This is a genomic window from Synechococcus sp. R3-13 (assembly GCF_047462195.1).
Lineage (GTDB): Bacteria > Cyanobacteriota > Cyanobacteriia > Thermostichales > Thermostichaceae > Thermostichus.
In genome coordinates this window covers 1-574 of the sequence record NZ_JANSIO010000516.1, presented here as the reverse complement: position 1 = coordinate 574, position 574 = coordinate 1, and the positions used below count along the sequence as shown (strand labels likewise).

Annotated in this window: 1 protein-coding gene; it reads right to left on the bottom strand. The window is 61.0% G+C overall.

What is annotated here, in order from left to right; all coding sequences use genetic code 11:
• Positions 1-75: 75 nt before the first annotated feature.
• A partial coding sequence (locus NW856_RS14190; RefSeq protein ID WP_414400761.1) for a Gfo/Idh/MocA family oxidoreductase occupies positions 76-574 on the bottom strand: 499 nt, incomplete at its 5' end.

The following is a 574-nucleotide window of genomic DNA, read 5'->3' as shown; positions in this document are numbered from 1 at the left end:
AAGAGGCGATGCGCCGCATCGGCAGCGTGTTTGCGGGGGCTGGAGCCGTTGGTTAATTGGGTCTTGACTCTGGGATCAATCCTGAACGGGAACCACCTGCTGGGTTTGGGCAGATCGCTCGGCTGCCTCGGCCACTGCCAGGGCGTGGAGCATGTTTTCGGTATTGATGTAGAGGGGTCTGCCGTGGCGCAGGTGATCCAGCACCATGCGGGTGTCTTGCTCGAAGAGGCCGTGGCGGGATCCCGTCTCTAGAGAATGGGCGCTGCCGGGCCGCAACAACATTGCCTCTTCGCCGTTGATCAACAGGCCCCCCCGTTGGCCGTGAAACTCCAACAGCCGTTGGGAACACCACAGGGATTCCCCCTTGCCATACGTCAACACCGCCAGCAACCCATTGGCAAAACTCAGTTGGGCTGTGCAGTAGCAACTGCTGTAGCGGTGGGGCAGGTCCGGCCCGTCGTAGCGCAGTTGGCAGCTCACCCGTTCCACCTTGCCCAACAAGTCCACCAAGCGGTGGATGCGAGAAACAGCCCCTATGAGAGGGAAGCCAAACAACTCAGGCCGATAGGTCCAG